This is a genomic window from Curtobacterium sp. RM9, from assembly GCF_054956955.1.
In genome coordinates, this window is sequence record NZ_CM143271.1 from 1,407,621 (window position 1) to 1,424,493 (window position 16,873).

Sequence of the window (16,873 nt, forward strand, 5' to 3'; positions counted from 1 at the left end):
GAACCCGTCCACCCCACCGTCCGACCCGTGTCCGACCCGTCGGACGTCACCGTCGACATCCAGGTCGACGGCATCGCGATGGTCCAGCTCCTCGGCCCGCAGGACCGCCTGCTGAAGACCGTCGAGCGCCAGTACCCGGGCGTCCGGGTGCTCGTCCGCGGCAACGAGGTCTCGCTGTCCGGCCCGGAGCGCGACGTCCTCCGCGCGCACGCCCTCGTCGACGAGCTCGTCGGCATGGTGAAGCGCGGGCAGGACATCGGCCCCGCGGACATCCCGACGTCGGCCCGGATCCTCGACGAGGACCGCAAGCCGTCCGACACCTTCGGCACGCCGATCGTGTCGAGCCGCGGCAAGTCCGTGCGCCCGAAGACCGACGGGCAGCGGGCCTACGTCGACGCGATCGACCAGCACACCATCACGTTCGGCATCGGCCCCGCCGGCACCGGCAAGACGTACCTCGCGATGGCGAAGGCCGTCCAGGCGCTGCAGCGCCGCGAGGTCACCCGCATCATCCTCACGCGTCCGGCGGTCGAGGCGGGGGAGCGGCTCGGGTTCCTGCCGGGCACCCTGACGGACAAGATCGACCCGTACCTCCGGCCGCTGTACGACGCCCTGAACGAGATGATGGACCCGGAGCTGGTCCCGAAGCTCCTCGCCGCCGGCACGGTCGAGGTCGCTCCGCTCGCCTACATGCGCGGCCGCACGCTCAACGACTCGTTCGTCATCCTCGACGAGGCGCAGAACACCACGCCCGAGCAGATGAAGATGTTCCTGACGCGCCTCGGCTTCGGCTCGAAGATGGTCGTCACGGGTGACATCACGCAGGTCGACCTGCCCGGCAACCTGTCCGGGCTCCGCCTCGTGACGCGGATCCTCGACCAGGTCGACGACATCCACTTCGCCCGCCTGGGCAGCGAGGACGTCGTGCGCCACACGCTCGTCGGTCGCATCGTCGACGCGTACACCGTCTACGACGAGGAGCGCCTCGCCGAGCAGGCCGGGTACCGACAGGGCGGGCGCGGCACCGCGGCGGCGCCGGACCCGTCCGGTGCGAACCGCGCCGAGCGACGCGGCCGGCCGCCGCAGGACCACCAGTCGGCTCCCTGGCCGCACAACGACCCCCGAGGAGGGAACCGGTGAGCATCGAGCTCAACAACGAGTCGGGCGTCGAGGTCGACGAGGCCGCGATCCAGCGCCTCGCGACCTTCGCACTCGACGCGCTGCACGTCCACGCCGACGCGGAGCTCGCCATCGTGCTCGTCGACGAGGGCGCGATGGAGCAGCTGCACATCCGGTGGATGGACGAGCCGGGGCCGACCGACGTCCTGAGCTTCCCGATGGACGAGCTCCGACCGGGCACCGAGGACGACCCGACGCCCGCGGGGTTGCTCGGCGACATCGTGCTCTGCCCCCAGGTCGCCGAGGAGCAGGCGAAGACCGCCGGGCACTCGACGACCGACGAGATGCTCCTGCTCACGTGTCACGGCATCCTCCACCTGCTCGGCTTCGACCACGCCGAGCCGGAGGAGAAGGCCGAGATGTTCGGGCTGCAGGGCGAGATCCTCTCCGCGTTCGCCGCTCAGCGCCGAGGACGGTGACCTGATGCTGCTCGTCGCCGGCCTGCTCGCGGTGGCGTTCGCGCTGGTCGTCCTCGGCGGTCTGCTCGCGGCGTCGGACGCCGCGCTCTCCGTGCTGTCCCGCGCCGACCTCGACGAGATCGCCCGCGGCAGTCGGCACCGCCGCGCGATCGAAGCCGTGGGCGACGACGTCGGTGCTCACGTCAACGCCCTCAACTTCTTCCGTGTGCTCGCCGAGACCGCTGCGGCCGTCCTCGTGACCATCGCGCTCGTCCGGGTGTTCGACACCTGGTGGGTCGCGCTGATCGTCTCCGCGGCCGTGATGACCGCGGTCTCGTTCGTGCTCGTCGGCTCGAGCCCGCGCAGCGTCGGCCGAGCCCACGCCGAGCGCCTGATCGGCGCGACGGGCGGCGTGGTCCGCGCGGTCCGCATCGTGCTCGGCCCGCTGGCCGGACTCCTCGTCGCGATCGGCGACCGGGTCACGCCGGGCCGGGGCGGCAGCGCCTCGAGCGTGTCGAGCGAGGAGCAGCTCCTGTCGCTCGTCGACGAGGCCGCCGAGAGCAACGTGCTCGAGCAGGACGACCGCGAGCTGATCCACTCGGTGTTCGAGTTCAGCGACACGCTCGTGCGCGAGGTCATGGTGCCGCGCACCGACATGGTCACCGCCGACGGCACCGACACCCTCGCCGCGGGCATGGAGCAGTTCCTCGTGGCCGGCGTCTCCCGGATGCCCGTCACCGGGAAGGACAGCGACGACGTCCTCGGCGTGCTCTACCTCCGCGACGTCTCGCGCGCCCTCTACGAGCGGCCCGGGTCCGGCGTCGAGCCGGTGACCACGCTCGTGCGACCCGCCGAGTTCGTGCCGGAGTCCAAGGCCGCCGACGACACCCTGCGCCACATGCAGGCCGCGAAGAACCACCTCGTGCTCGTCGTCGACGAGTACGGCGGCGTCGCCGGCCTGGTCACGATGGAGGACCTCATCGAGGAACTCGTCGGTGACATCTCCGACGAGTACGACCGCACCGTGGTCGACCGGGTCGAGGTCGGCCCGGGCGTCTGGCGCGTGTCCGCCCGCCTGCCCGTCGACGAGCTCGGCGACCTGTTCGGCATCGAACTCGACGACGACGACGTGGACACCGCTGGCGGCCTGCTCACGAAGGAGCTCGGCCACCTCGCCGTCCGCGGCGACACGGTCACGGTCTCGGGCGTCGTCCTGACCGCGGACCGCGTCGAGGGCAAGCGGCGTCACCTCATCTCCGTGCTCGCCGAGCGCACCCCCGCCCTCGCCGAGGTCGAGGACGCCCTGCACGACGAACCGACCACGACGGGAACCACCTCCGCATGACCGACCCCACCCCCTACCGAGCCGGATTCGTCTCGTTCGTCGGACGCCCGAACGTCGGCAAGTCGACGCTCACGAACGCCCTCGTCGGCGAGAAGGTGGCGATCACCTCCTCGAAGCCCCAGACGACGCGACGGGCGATCCGCGGGGTCGTGCACCGGCCGAACGGCCAGGTCATCATCGTCGACACCCCCGGCGTGCACCGGCCGCGCACGCTGCTCGGCGAGCGGCTGAACGACCTCGTGCAGTCCACGCTCGGCGACGTCGACGTGATCGGCTTCTGCGTGCCGGCGAACGAACCGATCGGCCCCGGAGACCGCTTCATCAACGACACGCTCGACCAGTACCCGCGCGCCAAGAAGATCGCGATCGTGACGAAGATCGACCGCACCGCGAAGGACGCGGTCGGCGAGCAGCTCCTCGCCGTGTCGGCCCTGCGCGACTGGGACGCCATCATCCCGACGTCCGGCACCCGTGGCCTGCAGCTCGAGGTCCTGCTCGAGGAGATCACGAAGCTCCTGCCGGAGTCGCCGCAGCTCTACGACGACGCCACCGTGACCGAGGAGACCGACGAGGACCGCATCGCCGAGCTCATCCGCGAGGCGGCGCTCGAGGGCGTGCGCGACGAACTGCCGCACTCGCTCGCGGTGGTCATCGAGGACGTCGTCGAGCCGGACGAGGACGACGACCCGAACGGGCCGCTGCGCATCTTCGCCAACCTGTTCGTCGAGCGCGACAGCCAGAAGGCCATCGTCATCGGCCGCCGTGGCGAGCGGTTGAAGGACGTCGGGTCGCGTGCCCGGACCGAGATCGAGTCGCTGCTGGGCGGCCGGCACGTGTACCTCAACATCCGGGTGAAGGTCGCCAAGGAGTGGCAGCGCGACCCGAAGCAGCTCGGGCGCCTCGGCTTCTGAACCGGGTCATCCGCGCGACGGACGCGCACACCCCGGCCGGGTCGTACCGTGGTCGGGTGTTCCGTCCCATGCTCCGCGCGCAGGTCCTGACCGACGTCCTCGTCGCGGTCCTGCTCGGCGGGCTGGTCCTCCTGTTGACGGCCAGCGGCGCGGACTCGCCCCTGGCCATGGTCACCGTCGTCGGCATGTCGACGGTGCTCGCTCTGCGGCGACTGTCCCCGGCGCTCGCCCTGGCGCTCGCCTGGGCCGTCGGCATCTTCCAGATCGTCAGCGGGCAGCAGCCAGACTTCTCGGACGCCTTCCTGGCGGCGCTGATGTACTCGGCGGCGGTCTACGGCACCCGACGTGTCCGGTTCGTGGCGCTCGGCTCCGCTATCGCCACGCCGTTCGTCGTCGCCGTCTACCTCGGGCTCCGCGACTACGCGTGGCGCTCCGACATCCAGACGGCCACGACCCCGGAGCTCGAGTCGCTGCGCGTCGGGGTGTCCTACTTCGCGATCGTCCTGCTCCTGCTCCTGCTGCCGTGGCTCGCCGGCATCGTCGCGCGCACGCGGCGGTCGGCGAGCATGAGCCGCGAGGCCCAGCTCCTCGCGGAGCGCGACGCCGCCCGCGCCGACCGCGCCGTCGCGGTCGAGCAGGAGCGCGTCCGCATCGCCCGCGACATGCACGACATCGTGGCGCACTCGCTCGCCGTCGTGATCGCGCAGGCCGACGGCGCCCGGTACGCGCTCCGGGCCGACCCCGCCATCGCCGACGAGGCCCTCGGCACGATCTCGACCACCGCACGCCGAGCACTCGGTGACGTGCGCGAACTCCTCGGCGCCCTCCGGCACGAACAGGGCTCCGCACCGACCCCGGAGATCGACGACATCGAGCGCCTCGTCGGGGAGATGCGCGACGTGGGTCTGGACGTCGAGGTCGAGCGCCAGGGTGACCCCACCGGGCTGCCGACCACCACGCAGCTCGCGGTCTACCGCATCGTGCAGGAGAGCCTGACGAACGCGTGGAAGCACGGCGAGCCCGGTTCGCCGGTGCGCGCAGCGCTGACCTACCGGCCGGACACCGTCGAGATCACGGTCGTGAACCGTCGTGCCGACGACGGAACCCGCGGTCCCGGCACCGGACACGGCCTGGTCGGCATGCGCGAGCGCGCGATGATGACCGGCGGGTCGATGACCGCCGGGCCGCGCGGCGACGACTTCCGCGTCGACGTCCGGATGCCCGCCGTCCCCGCGAGCGGCCAGATGCCGCGCGGACTCGTCCCCAGCACCCCGACCCCCGAGGAGCACACCAGCCGATGAACGACACCCCGATCCGCGTCGCCCTGGTCGACGACCAGTCGCTCTTCCGCACCGGCATCCGGATGCTCGTCGACTCGCAGCCCGACCTGCGCTTCGTGGGCGAGGCCGGGGACGGCGCCGAGGGCGTCGACTTGGTGCGTCGCGCGCGTCCGGACGTCGTGCTGATGGACGTCCGCATGCCGGTGATGGACGGCATCACCGCGACGTCGCGCATCGTTGAGGACAGTGGGACGGACGGCGCGAAGGTGCTCGTGCTGACGACCTTCGACTTCGACGAGGCCGCGGCCAAGGCGATCCGCGCCGGGGCGAGCGGCTTCGTCCTGAAGGACGCCGACCCGGAGTTCCTGCTCGCGGCGATCCGGACCGTGCACGCGGGCACCGCCGTGTTCGCGGCGTCCGCGACCCGCGAGCTCCTGCGCCGGTACGAGGACACGAGCGACCAGACGCCGACCGTGCCGCCGGCCTTCGCCGACCTCACACCACGAGAGCGCGAGATCTTCGACCTCGCGGCCCGCGGGTTCAGCAACAGCGAGATCGCGCAGCACGAGTACGTCAGCGAGGCCACCGTGAAGACGCACATCTCGCGGGTACTCACGAAGCTCGAACTCCGCGACCGCGTCCGGCTCGTGGTGTTCGCGCACGAGCACGGCCTCGTGACGAAGGCGGACTGACCGTCATCCGCTCGGATGAGCCCTGCACCGAGGGGCACGCCGAGCGGACCATCCACAGGAGCCACGAGACCGACGCGGGGACCGGTGCCGGAGCGAGATCGTGGGTGCATGACCACGACCAGCACCCCGATCATCAGACTCGACCACGTCTCCAAGCACTACGGCGATGCCGCCCGACGGGTGACCGCACTCGACGACGTCAGTGTGGACGTCGGCGCGGGGGAGTTCACCGCGGTGATGGGGCCGTCGGGTTCCGGCAAGTCGACGCTCATGCACGTCGCGGCCGGTCTCGACGCCGTCTCGAGCGGCAGGATCTCGATCGACGGTGTCGACATCACGGCTCTCGGTGACGCGGCCCTGACCGAGCTCCGACGCCGCCGACTCGGATTCGTGTTCCAGTCGTTCAACCTGGTGCCGACGCTCGACGTCAGCGAGAACATCCGGCTGCCGTTCCTGCTCGGTGGCGCGCGGCCGACGCGTGACGAGTCGGCGTGGATCGACCGTCTGATCGACATGCTCGGTCTCGGCGACCGGCTGACGCACCGACCCCACCAGCTCTCCGGCGGGCAGCAGCAGCGTGTGGCGATCGCCCGCGCGCTGGCCTCGCGGCCGGCGGTCGTCGTGGCGGACGAGCCCACCGGCGCGCTCGACTCCCGCACCGGGCGCGACGTGCTCGGCATCCTCCGCGGTGCCGTGCAGGAATGGGGGCAGAGCGTCGTGATGGTCACCCACGACCCGGTCGCGGCGGCCAACGCCGACCGCATCCTCTTCCTCGCCGACGGCCGCATCGTCGACGACCGGCCCGCGATGACCGCGTCGGACATCTCCGCGACGATGCTCGGGATGGAGGCGGCAGCGTGAACGGCCTCCGCAGCTTCGCCCCGACGATCCTCGTCGCGGCGCTGGGCACCACCTTCGGCTCGGCACTCGTCATCGCGCCGGGCATCGTGACCGAGGCGCTGGCCGCCACCGGGTTCGACGACCTGGCGACGGTCAAGGCGATCCTCTCGGTCATCGGGTGGATCTTCCTCGGCGTCGCGCTCTACGTCGGCGCGGTCGTCACCGCCAACACCTGCGCCACCCTGATCGCCGGGCAGACCCGGATCATCGCGCTGCAGCGGCTGGTCGGTGCGACCGGTGCGACGCTCCGGAGACGGATCACCCGGACCGGTCTGGTCGTCGGTGCCGTCGGCGCGGTGATCGGCGTGGTCGTCGGGACCGGGCTGTCCGCACTCTTCGTGACCGTCCTGCGGAGCACCGGCTTCCTGCCGGACGTCGCGTACCCCCTCGTCCCGGTCGAACTCGTGCTGCCGGTCGTCGCCGTGGTGCTCGCGACGTGGGGCGCGTTCGCTGCGGGGTCGCGGCGGGTGCTGACCGTGACGCCGCTCGAGGCGCTGTCATCGACGGTCGAGCCGAGCCACGAGGACGTCCGTGCCGGCACCGCGCGCACGGTGTGGGCGATCCTGCTCATGGCTGGCGGCGGCGCGCTGATCGCGCTCGGGCTGGCCATCAGCGGGACGTCGCCGTACGCCGTGCTGCCCGCTGCCCTCGGCGGCTTCGTCTCCTTCACCGGCGTCGCCGTCGGCGCCACGATCGTGATGCCCCCGGTCCTGTCGCTCATCGGTCGGATCGGCTCGCGCGACCCGGTCGTCCTGCTCGCCGGACGCAACGCGATGCGGGCTCCCGGTCGGTCCTCGCGGGCGACCATCGGCCTGGTGATCGGCGTCACGCTGCTCGTCACCTTCGCGGTCGCCCTCGGGATCATGCAGCACGTGCTCGAAGCGCAGCTCCGCGCGATGGACGACGGCACCCTGCCGGCCGACGTCATCCAGGCGCAGCGCGACTTCTTCGTGCAGTTGAACGCCGTCGTCAGCGTGATCGTCGGGTTCTCCGCCGTGATCGCCGCCGTAGGGGTCGTCAACGCCCTCGCGCTCGGGGTCCTGCAGCGACGGCGGGAGCTCGGCCTCCTGCGGGTGCTCGGGCTCACCGGCGCCCAGGTCCGGCGGATGATCGTGACCGAGGCCGTGCAGATGGTCGTCGCGGCGGTCGTCGCCGGACTCGTCCTCGGCACGTTCTACGGGTGGGTCGCCGGCCAGACGCTGCTCGGGTCGCTCGGCGGCGTCGTGCCGCCGATCCTCCCGCTGTCGACGGTCGGCATCGTGGTCGTCGGGGCGCTGGTCCTCGCGGTCGTCGCCACGGTCGCGCCCGTGCGGCGCGCGATGCGGGTGCCGCCCACGCAGGCGCTGGCGGTCGACTGAGGTCCGGGGCCGGGGCCGGGGCCGGGGCCGGGCGGCGGGCAACGGGACGCACCCGTGGCTGGCCGCCCCGCGCCGCCCTGCACCGCACCGTCCCGTACCGTCCCGCCAGACGCTTGCGCCGAGCTGGTGTACCAGTGCTACGGTGAATCCGATGTACTCGGCGCTCCTCCTCCTTCGCTGCCGCGACGAGGCCTGACACAACGGCCCACCTCGTCGCGGAGTCCGTCGTGGCCTGACACACACCTGACGACGAAAGCGACGAAACGATGCAGAACACGCAGCGCCCCTCCGGGATGCCGATCCACAAGTACGTCCCGTTCCACGAGCAGATCCGCGTCGAGCTGCCCGACCGCACCTGGCCGACGAAGCGCATCGACCGTGCGCCCCGCTGGTGCGCGGTGGACCTCCGTGACGGCAACCAGGCCCTGATCGACCCGATGGACTCGGAGCGGAAGCGGGCGATGTTCGACCTGCTCGTGCGGATGGGCTACAAGGAGATCGAGGTCGGGTTCCCGAGCGCCTCGCAGACCGACTTCGACTTCGTGCGGTCGCTCATCGACGAGGGCGCGATCCCGGACGACGTCACGATCCAGGTGCTGACCCAGGCGCGCGAGCACCTGATCAACCGGACCTACGAGGCGATCGACGGCGCGAAGCAGGCCATCGTCCACCTCTACAACTCCACCTCGATCGTGCAGCGCGAGGTCGTGTTCCGCACCGACGTGCAGGGCGTCGTCGACATCGCCGTGGCCGGTGCGCGGATGTGCAAGGCGGCCGAGGCGACCCTGCAGCACGACACGCAGGTGTTCTACGAGTACTCGCCGGAGTCCTACACCGGCACCGAACTCGAGGTCGCGGCGCGCATCTGCAACGCCGTGCTCGACGTCTTCGAGCCGACGCCCGACCGCAAGGTGATCATCAACCTGCCCGCGACCGTCGAGATGGCCACACCGAACGTCTACGCCGACTCGATCGAGTGGATGTCGCGCAACCTCGACCACCGCGAGGACGTCATCCTGTCGCTGCACCCGCACAACGACCGGGGCACCGCCGTGGCCGCCGCCGAGCTCGGCTACATGGCGGGTGCCGACCGCATCGAGGGCTGCCTGTTCGGCAACGGTGAGCGCACCGGCAACGTCGACCTCGTCGCCCTCGGCATGAACCTGTTCACGCAGGGCATCGACCCCGAGATCGACTTCTCGGACATCGACCAGGTCAAGCGCACGGTCGAGTACTGCAACCAGCTGCCCGTCCCCGAGCGGCAGCCGTGGGCCGGCGACCTCGTCTACACCGCGTTCAGCGGCTCGCACCAGGACGCCATCAACAAGGGCTTCGACGCCATGCGCGCCAAGGCCGAGGCCGCGGGCACGACCGTCGACGAGATCGCCTGGGCGGTGCCGTACCTGCCGGTGGACCCGAAGGACATCGGGCGCTCGTACGAGGCCGTGATCCGGGTCAACTCCCAGTCCGGCAAGGGCGGCGTCGCGTACCTGCTCAAGACCGACCACGCGATCGACCTGCCCCGCAAGCTGCAGATCGAGTTCTCCGGCGTCGTGCAGCAGCACACCGACTCCGAGGGCGGCGAGTTCTCCTCCGAGCGCATCTGGGACCTGTTCCGCGACGAGTACCTGCCCGCCGACGACGCGTCGGACAAGTGGGGCCGGTACGAGATCACGAAGACGGCGACGTCGAGCGACTTCGACGGCACCACGAAGCTCTCGGTCGCGATGCGCGTCGACGAGGGCTCGGTGGACGCCACGGCGGTGGGTACCGGCCCGATCGACGCGTTCCTCTCCGTGATGCGCGACCAGGGGGTCGACGTCACGCTGTACGACTACTCGGAGCACACGATGAGCGCCTCCGGCGACGCGAAGGCGGCGTCCTACGTCGAGCTCGACGTCGACGGCACGCGCCTCTGGGGTGTCGGGATCGACGCCGACATCGCGACCGCCTCGCTCAAGGCGATCGTCTCCGCGGTCAACCGCGCGGTCCGCGCCGGGGCCGCGTCCGGCGCGCCGGAGCTGGTCTCGGCGTAGTCGCCACCACGTCCGGGAGGCGCGGTGCGGGTCCGACCCGCACCGCGCCTCCCGTGCATGCTCCGTCCACCGCGCCTCCCGTGCATGCTCCGTCCACCGCGCACCTCGCGTCGCCCGCGCCGTCCGGCCCGGCGCGCGCGGCGCCGGCTGTCGGCGGGGCGGGGGATACTGGGGGGATGCCGCTGTACCGGGACGAGTGCGTCGTGTTGCGCACCCACAAGCTCGGTGAGGCCGACCGCATCGTCACGATGCTCTCCCGCCAGCACGGCAAGATCCGCGCGGTCGCGAAGGGCGTCCGGCGGACCGCCTCGAAGTTCGGCTCCCGCCTCGAGCCGTTCATGGTCGTGGACGCCCAGTTCTACGAGGGCCGCTCGCTCGACATCGTGACCCAGGCCGAGTCACTCGGCTCCTACGGCGCCCAGATCGTCGCCGACTACGGCGCCTACACCGCCGCGAGCGCGATGGTCGAGACCGCCGACCGCCTGAGCGAGGCGGACGCCGGACTGCAGCAGTACCTGCTCCTCGTCGGGGCGCTCCGCTCGCTGTCCCGGCACGAGCACGTGACGACCGCGACGCTCGACTCGTACCTGCTGCGCGCAATGAGCATCGCCGGGTGGGCGCCCTCCTTCCGGGACTGCGCGGTGACCGGGGAGCCGGGGCCGCACTCCGCCTTCGTCGTGCAGCTCGGCGGGGTCGTGGCCGACCATGCAGCGCCTCCCGGGACGCCGCGGCTCGACGTCGACACGCTGCGGCTGCTCGGGTCCCTGCTCGCGGGGGACTGGGCGGTGGTGGACGCCGCGGACGAGCGCACGCGCTCCCGGGCGTCCGGCGTCGTCGCGGCGTACGCGCAGTGGCACCTCGACCGGTCGTTGCGGTCCCTGCCGCACGTCGACCGCACCGAGCAGCCCGCGCCCGTCACGCCAGCACCCGGGGGTGTCCCCGCCGCCGTGGCCGCGACGCCCGCTCCGCCGGTGCCCGACCCCGACGCGCCGAGCACCGCCGGCCCGGCCGAGCCCGGCACCCCGACCACACCGTCCGCCGCTGACGCCCCTGGAGGAACGCCCGCATGAGCCCCCGCCGGTACGCCGAGCCCGAGCCGCTGAAGCCCCTCGACTGGACGGGCGAGCAGCCGCCGGCGATCCCGAAGCAGTTCGTGCCGAAGCACGTCGCGATCGTCATGGACGGCAACGGCCGGTGGGCGAACCAGCGTGGCCTGACGCGGGTCGAAGGGCACAAGGCGGGCGAGGCCTCCCTGCTCGACGTCGTCGCCGGTGCCGTGCAGATCGGGGTCGAGCACGTCTCGGCCTACGCCTTCTCGACCGAGAACTGGAAGCGCTCGCCCGACGAGGTGCGGTTCCTGATGGGCTTCAACCGCGAGGTGCTGCACCGACGACGCGACCAGCTGAACGCCTGGGGTGTGCGGATCCGGTGGGCCGGTCGTCGTCCGCGGCTCTGGCGCAGCGTGATCGACGAGCTCCAGACCGCCGAGCGGATGACCGCCGGCAACGACGTCTGCACGCTGACGATGTGTGTGAACTACGGCGGTCGGAACGAGATCGTCGACGCGGTGCACGGGATCGCCGAGGACGTCGCCGCCGGACGTCTCAAGCCGGGTCAGGTCACGGAGAAGACCCTGGCGAAGCGGCTGTACGTGCCGGAGCTGCCCGACGTCGACCTGTTCCTCCGGAGCTCGGGGGAGCAGCGCACGTCGAACTTCATGCTCTGGCAGTCGGCGTACGCCGAGATGGTGTTCCTCGACCGGCTCTGGCCGGACTTCCGGCGCACCGACCTGTGGGGAGCGATCGAGGAGTACGCGCGCCGCGACCGACGGTACGGCGGAGCGGTGGACGCACCCACGGCCTGATCGAGGCAGCGGGGCGGGAGCGCACCGCGCCTCCAGCCCGGGAGCCCGGAGCGGGAGCCCGGGCTCAGCCGATCGCCTGCCGAGTCGGTCGATCGCTCAGCCGAGCAGGGACGTCACCCCGCGGACCGCGTCGAGTGCGGCCCGGACACTCGGCACCCGGTCCGCGCCGCGTGCGACGACGACCTCGACCCGACGGGCGAGCGCGTCGTCGGCCGGCGTGACCTCGACGTCCGGCGGCACGACGGTCGTGCTGAGTGCGAGCCGGGGGAGCAGCGCGACGCCGAGTCCCGCGGCCACCAGCCCGACGACGGCTGCGGCGTTGTCGGTCTCGAGGACGATCTCCGGCGTGAAGCCCGAGGCGGCGCAGGACGCCAACAGGTGCCCGCGGCAGCGTGGACACCCGCCGATCCAGCGGGCGTCGCGGTGGGCGGCGAGGTCCGCAACCGGATCGTCGGTCGCGGTCGCGGTCGCCGCTCCCGCGGTCGGGGTCACGAGCGCCAGCGGGTCGCGGCCGAGCGCCCGGGTCGTCAGGGTCGGGTCGTCCGCGGTGTCGTCCTGGGTGAAGGCGTGCGAGAACGTCAGCGCGACGTCGACCGCACCGCGTCGGACGAGCTCGATCGCCTCGGGCGGCTCGGCCTCGACGTACGAGGTGACGACGCCCGGGCTGCTGGCGGCCATCGCGGCGAGCACCGGTGGCACGAGGGTGGACGACGCACTCGGGAACCCGGCGAAGCGCACCCGCCCGCGTGCGAGGCCCCCGACGGCCTCGAGGTCCTCCGCTGCCGCGGCGAGGGCGGCCTCGACGTGCAGGGCGTGGTCCGCGAGCACCCGCCCGGACTCGGTGAGCGTCGCGCCGCGGCCGCCACGCAGCACGAGGTCGTGACCGAGCCGCTGTTCCGCCCGGGCGAGCAGCTGGCTGACTGCGGGCTGGCTGTACCCGAGTGCGGTCGCCGCGCGGCTGATCGAGCCGGAGTCCCGCACGGCGAGCAGGACCCGGAGCAGCTGCGGTTCGATCGTGCCCACAACGCCATGTTATGGGACCCCGAAGGAACCTGCCCTGTCGTGATGGAGGTTGCGCCGTGATCCTGGACGCATGGACTCCTTCGTCGACGGCTCCGGTTACCTGGCCGCCTGCACCGCGGGCCTGCCGACGCACGGCGCCCTCGCGGCGCAGCGTGCAGACCTCGACGCGTGGGCGCGCGCCGAGACCTCTCCGACCGGGTACGGCGCGCTGGTGGAGGAGGGACGAACGCTCTTCGCCGGCATCGTCGGCGTCGATCCCGCTCGGGTCGCCACCGGGTCGCAGACCTCGGCCATGGTGGCCGTCGTCGCCGCCTCCCTGCGGGACGGCGCCGAGGTCGTCGTCCCCGACGGCGACTTCAGCTCCGTCGTCTTCCCCTTCCTCGCGCAGGCCCACCGCGGCGTGACCGTGCGGAGCGTCCCGCTCGACCGGCTCGCCGACGCCGTCCGCCCGGACACCGACCTCGTCGCCTGGTCGGCGGTGCAGTCCGCGACGGGCGCCGTCACCGACCCCGCCGACGTCCTCGACGCCGCCCGCGGCGCTGGTGCGACGACCCTGTGCGACCTCACGCAGGCCGCCGGCGTGCTGCCCGTGTCGGCGGCACCCTTCGACGTCACGGTCACCCACGCCTACAAGTGGCTCTGCGCGCCCCGCGGGGTCGCGTTCGCCACCTTCTCGGACACCGCCCTCGAACGGCTCCGCCCCGTGCAGGCCGGCTGGTACGCGGGCGAGGACGTCTGGGCATCCTGTTACGGCCCCGTCATGCAGCTCGCCGCGGACGCCAGGCGGTTCGACGTCTCGCCCGCGTGGCCGGCCTGGCCCGGTGCGGTCGCCGCGCTGCGGCACCTCGCGTCCGTCGACGCGGCTTCGGCCTGGAGGCACGCCACAGGTCTCACGGACCGGCTCGCGGACGCGCTCGGGTCGCCTCGGAGCGGGCAGGCGATCACCACGTTCCCGGACCCCGACGGCGCGGCGCTGCGCGCGCTCGGCGCCGCAGGCGTGACCGCCAGCGGTCGCGCCGGTCGGCTGCGCCTGGCGTTCCACCTCTGGAACGACGAGGGCGACGTGGCTCGGGTCGTCGACGTGCTGCACGAGGTGGACGGCTTCCGTCCGGTGGGGTGACCGACCGAGCGTTCCACATGTCACTTCTCGTGTCCTCGGTCCGCGCCCGTCGCGACAGCGCCGAGCCGGACGACGTGGTCGCACGCTGCACGCACCGTCGGCGAGTGCGTCGCGACCATCACCGTCGAGCCGTCCTCGGCGAGCGCGCGGAGGAGCACGATCACCTGCCGCTCGTGCTCGACGTCGAGCGACGCCGTCGGCTCGTCCGCGAGCACGACCGCCGGACGCTTGACGATCAGGCGGGCGACTGCGAGTCGCTGCCGTTCGCCACCGCTCAGCGCGTGCACCGGTTCGTGCTGGCGCCCGGCGAGACCGACCGAGCCGAGCGCCTCGTCGATCCGGGACCTGCGCGCACGCCGGAGCCGTCGACCCGGTGACACCAGGTCGAGGTTGTCGAGCACGGTGGTGTCCTCGATCAGGCCCCCGTCCTGGAAGAGGTAGCCGATGCGGTCGCGGCGCAGGAGCCGTCGTTCACGAGACCGTGCCTGTGCGGTCGGTCGGCCACAGACCCACAGCTCGCCGGAGTCCGGCCGGTCGAGCTGGCCGATGCACTGCAGCAGCGTCGACTTCCCGGCGCCGCTCGGGCCGGTGACCGCCGTCATCGTTCCCGGCGCAGCGTCGAGATCGAGCTCCGACCAGAGCGGTCGGCCACCGCGTGTGGCCGAGACGCGGCGTAGACGGATGCCGTCAGGAGGGATCGCGGTCACGAGCATTCCTCTCGGGCCCGGGACGGGATGCGGCGGAACGCGACCCACTCCACGAGGATCGGCACCGCCGCGAGTCCGATCACCGCGGCCACGGCTGCCGCGCAGGCCGCATCCGCGCTCGCGACGACGGGGTCGAGATCCAGGTTCAGGCCCGTGACGTCCGGCGCGAGTTGTTGGCGGGCAGACCACGCTGCCCCACAACCGACCAGCGCGAGCAGGGTCTCCGTGCCGATCATCCGTCGACGGGTGTCCCAGAAGGACCAGCCGTGCGCGGCTCGGAGCACCGACCGGCGCCTATGCCTCCGGATCCGCGTGGTCGCGCTGACCCATGCCGCACCGGACGCCACGACCGCCGCGAGCGCCGCACCCCCGAGGCCGACCGTGCGCTCGAGCGCCAGCCGCCGTTCGGCATCCGCGGCCGCCTGGGCCACGAGCTGCACCGACAGCACGGCGTCCGTCAGGTGCGCGGCTTCGAGCGACGCGCGAGCCCAGGAGTCGTCAGCGAGCACGACGTCTCCGGTCGACATCCACGACGCCAGAGCAGTGCGGTTCTGCGGGCGCAGGAGCTCGGCGTCGGCGACGACGACGAGGACCGCACCGTCGAGCCACACCGGGACCGCGCGACCCGGGGTCGCGTAGGTGTACAGCCGTTCCGGCACGGCCCCGCGCCGCACCGACGTCGATCCCGGCGTGAGCCCGAGCTTGAGCGCGAGGCCGTCGGCGACGTCGCGCAGCACCTGGTCGTCCTCGATCGCCAGTCCGCGCGGTACGACGATCGACGCTCCCGATTCCGGTGCGACCACACCCTCGACGGACTGCGCACGCAGGTACCCCTCGTCGACGAGCAGGACCGGGGCGTCGGCGGCCGGAGACCGGCTCAGCTCACGGAGTCCGAACGCCGCGGTGAGGATCATCTCCTGGTCGCGTCGCGCTCCCTGCAGCCACGCGCCGAACCGCTCCCAGACCGAACCGCCGCCATCGCGGAGGTCCGCTTCGCCGAGACTCCCGCTGATCCCGACGGCCACCGCTCGGCCCGCAGCCGCACGAGTCTCGGCAGAGGTCTGGTGCGACGCGTACCGTGCGTCAGAAGCCACCGCCGTTCCGAGAGCGGCCACGACGAGCAACACGGCCGGGACCCGCACGGCACCGACGCACCGCGCGGACCACCCCGACGGACGGCGGCCCCGCACGGCGTCCGCGAGCGGTTCGCCGAAGCCGACCGCCGTCGCCGTGAGCGCCGCGGAACAGAAGACGAGTGCGCCCACGGCCGCGAACGCCGTCGCGAGTTGCACGAAGACTCCCCACTGCGGCCAGCCGCGGAGCGCGAACGCCAGCGCCGCGATCGCCCACGCGATCGGCGCCACCGCGAAGGCCTTCCGTGCGCCTCGCACGTCGCGCACCAGCACGTCGCGCACGCTGAGTCCGTGCAGCCGCGCGACCGCCCGGGCCCGGCCCTGCAGGACCGGTCCCGCGGTGCCCAGTGCCGCCAGGCCGAGCGTGGCGACGAGCATCACCCCGGCCGTCGTGTCCGGGAGGACCTCCGGGAGGAACCTGAGGGGCGCGTGCTGCTCGATCACGATGCCGCTCAGGCCGAGGCGACCGAAGGACCGCTCGAGTGCGAGCGCCGCCTCGGGCGGCCCGAACACGTAGTAGTACCCCCTGGGATCCGCGGTCCGCAGCGCGCTCAGCGGGGCCACCGTGGTCCTGACCTGTCCACTGAAGTCCGGGTACCCGGACGTCGTCCACCGCGCACGTGCGCCGTCCCGGTCGCCGAGGGCCAGGTAGAGGTGTCGGAGCGTCTCCGGCGACCGGACGTCGACCACCTCGCGAGCGACGTCGAAAGCTCCTCGCTCGGCCTCGTCGGCAACGGATCGGAACACCTCGTCCGCGCTCGTCGTGCCCTCGTTCTCGGTGATCTTCACGACCGCGCTGGCGCCCGCGTACGTCTGCGTCTCGAGTGACACCATCGCGAGCGCCGCGAGCACCAGTGGTGCGATCGACACCGCGATGATCCCCGTTGCCATCCACCGCTTCATGTCGCTCCCCTCCCAGCTCCGCGC

The 16,873-nt window shown here is 72.4% G+C and carries 15 protein-coding genes; 12 read left to right on the top strand and 3 right to left on the bottom strand.

Features of this window, described 5'->3' with window-relative positions; all coding sequences use genetic code 11:
• Nucleotides 1-78 precede the first annotated feature (78 nt).
• From ACY3FI_RS06605 to ACY3FI_RS06655, 11 genes are all read left to right on the top strand, one after another.
• Nucleotides 79-1,140 carry a PhoH family protein gene (locus ACY3FI_RS06605; RefSeq protein ID WP_462550321.1) on the top strand — a complete coding sequence of 354 codons (1,062 nt, stop codon included), beginning with the start codon at nt 79-81 and terminating at the stop codon, nt 1,138-1,140.
• Nucleotides 1,137-1,598, top strand: coding sequence for an rRNA maturation RNase YbeY (ybeY, locus tag ACY3FI_RS06610; protein WP_462549988.1), 462 nt, complete (start codon nt 1,137-1,139; stop codon nt 1,596-1,598). The genes ACY3FI_RS06605 and ybeY overlap by 4 nt, the downstream gene beginning before the upstream one ends.
• Nucleotides 1,599-1,602: 4 nt before the next feature.
• Nucleotides 1,603-2,922: a hemolysin family protein gene (locus tag ACY3FI_RS06615; RefSeq protein ID WP_462549989.1), complete on the top strand. Its 1,320-nt coding sequence runs from the start codon at nt 1,603-1,605 to the stop codon at nt 2,920-2,922.
• Nucleotides 2,919-3,833: a GTPase Era gene (gene era, locus ACY3FI_RS06620; RefSeq protein WP_462549990.1), complete on the top strand. Its 915-nt coding sequence runs from the start codon at nt 2,919-2,921 to the stop codon at nt 3,831-3,833. The genes ACY3FI_RS06615 and era overlap by 4 nt, the downstream gene beginning before the upstream one ends.
• 56 nt (nt 3,834-3,889) lie before the next feature.
• Nucleotides 3,890-5,134 carry a sensor histidine kinase gene (locus ACY3FI_RS06625; RefSeq protein ID WP_462549991.1) on the top strand — a complete coding sequence of 415 codons (1,245 nt, stop codon included), beginning with the start codon at nt 3,890-3,892 and terminating at the stop codon, nt 5,132-5,134.
• Nucleotides 5,131-5,805 carry a response regulator gene (locus ACY3FI_RS06630; RefSeq protein ID WP_462549992.1) on the top strand — a complete coding sequence of 225 codons (675 nt, stop codon included), beginning with the start codon at nt 5,131-5,133 and terminating at the stop codon, nt 5,803-5,805. The genes ACY3FI_RS06625 and ACY3FI_RS06630 overlap by 4 nt, the downstream gene beginning before the upstream one ends.
• Nucleotides 5,806-5,913: 108 nt before the next feature.
• Nucleotides 5,914-6,666, top strand: coding sequence for an ABC transporter ATP-binding protein (locus tag ACY3FI_RS06635; RefSeq protein WP_462549993.1), 753 nt, complete (start codon nt 5,914-5,916; stop codon nt 6,664-6,666).
• Nucleotides 6,663-8,063: an FtsX-like permease family protein gene (locus tag ACY3FI_RS06640; RefSeq protein WP_462549994.1), complete on the top strand. Its 1,401-nt coding sequence runs from the start codon at nt 6,663-6,665 to the stop codon at nt 8,061-8,063. Before ACY3FI_RS06635 ends, ACY3FI_RS06640 begins: the two co-directional genes overlap by 4 nt.
• A 266-nt stretch (nt 8,064-8,329) precedes the next feature.
• The gene (gene leuA, locus ACY3FI_RS06645) at nt 8,330-10,099 is read left to right on the top strand and encodes a 2-isopropylmalate synthase (protein ID WP_462549995.1); all 1,770 of its coding nucleotides are present in this window, start codon (nt 8,330-8,332) and stop codon (nt 10,097-10,099) included.
• Between the two features lie 176 nt (nt 10,100-10,275).
• Complete coding sequence (recO, locus tag ACY3FI_RS06650) at nt 10,276-11,169, top strand: DNA repair protein RecO (protein ID WP_462549997.1); 894 nt, start codon at nt 10,276-10,278, stop codon at nt 11,167-11,169.
• Nucleotides 11,166-11,963: an isoprenyl transferase gene (locus ACY3FI_RS06655; RefSeq protein ID WP_462549998.1), complete on the top strand. Its 798-nt coding sequence runs from the start codon at nt 11,166-11,168 to the stop codon at nt 11,961-11,963. The genes recO and ACY3FI_RS06655 overlap by 4 nt, the downstream gene beginning before the upstream one ends.
• A 96-nt stretch (nt 11,964-12,059) precedes the next feature.
• Here the strand turns inward: ACY3FI_RS06655 and ACY3FI_RS06660 are convergent, their stop codons facing one another.
• A complete protein-coding gene (locus ACY3FI_RS06660; RefSeq protein WP_462549999.1) occupies nt 12,060-12,986 on the bottom strand; it encodes a LysR family transcriptional regulator in 927 nt (308 codons plus the stop codon).
• A 70-nt stretch (nt 12,987-13,056) separates the two neighbouring features.
• Between ACY3FI_RS06660 and ACY3FI_RS06665 the strand changes: the two genes are divergently transcribed.
• Nucleotides 13,057-14,106, top strand: a complete 1,050-nt coding sequence (locus tag ACY3FI_RS06665; RefSeq protein ID WP_462550000.1) for an aminotransferase class V-fold PLP-dependent enzyme — start codon at nt 13,057-13,059, stop codon at nt 14,104-14,106.
• A 20-nt stretch (nt 14,107-14,126) separates the two neighbouring features.
• On the opposite strand, the gene ACY3FI_RS06670 is transcribed toward ACY3FI_RS06665, so the two are convergent.
• Together ACY3FI_RS06670 and ACY3FI_RS06675 are read right to left on the bottom strand one after the other, a co-directional pair.
• Entirely contained in the window at nt 14,127-14,813 is a 687-nt protein-coding gene (locus tag ACY3FI_RS06670; protein WP_462550002.1) for an ABC transporter ATP-binding protein, read from the bottom strand.
• Nucleotides 14,810-16,849 carry a bacteriocin-associated integral membrane family protein gene (locus ACY3FI_RS06675; protein WP_462550003.1) on the bottom strand — a complete coding sequence of 680 codons (2,040 nt, stop codon included), beginning with the start codon at nt 16,847-16,849 and terminating at the stop codon, nt 14,810-14,812. Before ACY3FI_RS06675 ends, ACY3FI_RS06670 begins: the two co-directional genes overlap by 4 nt.
• Nucleotides 16,850-16,873 lie beyond the last annotated feature (24 nt).